The organism is Rhodococcus sp. T2V, from assembly GCF_029269925.1.
Taxonomy (GTDB): domain Bacteria; phylum Actinomycetota; class Actinomycetes; order Mycobacteriales; family Mycobacteriaceae; genus Rhodococcus_F; species Rhodococcus_F koreensis.
Genome location: NZ_JARJBD010000373.1, coordinates 1 through 554 on the forward strand (window position 1 = coordinate 1; position 554 = coordinate 554).

Consider the following 554-nt stretch of genomic DNA (forward strand, 5'->3'; position numbering starts at 1 on the left):
ACCACATGATGTGCCGCCAGCTGTGATACCCGGTGTCGTGCCCGCTGTGGAACGGGGAGTTCGCGGCGAGTGCGAGCAGCACCGGCAGCCAGCTGCGCAGCCGGTTGCTCACCTGCACAGCGATATCCCGGTTCGGGATCCCGACGTGCACGTGGCAGCCGCATGTGGTCACCGTGTCCACGATCGACCCGAAGCGGCGGGCCATCTCCTCGTACCGCGGGCTCGGGGTGATCACCGGGGGCAGCCCCTCGGCGCTCAGCGACGTCCCGCTGGGCACCAGCGACAGGTCGCGGCCCGCGGCCGCCTTCGCGAGTCGGCGTCGCAGGCTGCGGAGTTCCTCGTGCAGTTCCTGCCCGGTGTGGCACACGCCCGTCGCCGTCTCGATCTGGCAGCGGGTGAGCTCGCGCTGGAGCCCGTGAATGTCGTGGCCGGCCTCCGCGACCACGTCGGATCCCGCAGTGGACAGGTGCCCGGATGGGTCGACGAGGAAGAATTCCTCCTCGACCCCCACGCTGAGGTCGTGACCCGATTCCGTTGCTGCAACGCTCATTCAC

General features: G+C 69.3%; 1 protein-coding gene. It reads right to left on the reverse strand.

The window, feature by feature from the left end:
* A partial coding sequence (locus P3H15_RS54440; RefSeq protein ID WP_346348896.1) for a glutamate-cysteine ligase family protein occupies window positions 1-550 on the reverse strand: 550 nt, incomplete at its 3' end.
* Between the last annotated feature and the right edge of the window lie 4 nt (window positions 551-554).